At 69.7% G+C, this 564-nt stretch carries 1 protein-coding gene; it reads left to right on the top strand.

What is annotated here, in order from left to right; genetic code table 11:
- A partial coding sequence (locus AC27LF_RS45620) for an AMP-binding enzyme (protein WP_487231318.1) occupies positions 1-564 on the top strand: 564 nt, incomplete at both ends.

Below are 564 nucleotides of genomic sequence, written 5' to 3'. Positions count from 1 at the left end.
CCGGTGGTGTCGATGGGTGCGCCGGTTGCTCATTCGCGGGTGTATGTGCTGGATGAGGGTTTGCGTCCGGTGCCGGTGGGTGTGGTGGGGGAGTTGTATGTGGCGGGTGCGCAGGTGGCGCGGGGATATGTGGGTCGTCCTGGTTTGACGGGTGAGCGGTTTGTGGCGTGTCCGTTCGGTGTGGCGGGTGGGCGGATGTATCGGACGGGGGACCGGGTGCGGTGGTCGGCCGGGGGCCGGCTGGTGTTCGCGGGGCGTGCGGATGAGCAGGTGAAGATCCGTGGGTTCCGGATCGAGCCGGGTGACGTGCAAGCGGTCCTGGCCGCGCACCCGCAGATCACGCAGGCGGTTGTGGTCGCCCGTGAGGACGCTCCCGGGGACAAGCGCCTGGTGGCTTACGTGGTCGGGGCCGCCTCGGAGTCCGAGCTGCGTGAGTACGCGGGTGAGCGGTTGCCGCAGTACATGGTGCCGTCGGCGGTGGTGACGCTGGAGGCGTTGCCGTTGACGGTGAACGGCAAGCTGGACCGCAGGGCGCTGCCCGCGCCGGAGTATGCGAGTGGCGGG

Source organism: Streptomyces diversicolor (assembly GCF_057537855.1).
Note: the sequence above shows the minus strand (reverse complement) of the source record. Positions and strands in the feature narration are given on the sequence as shown.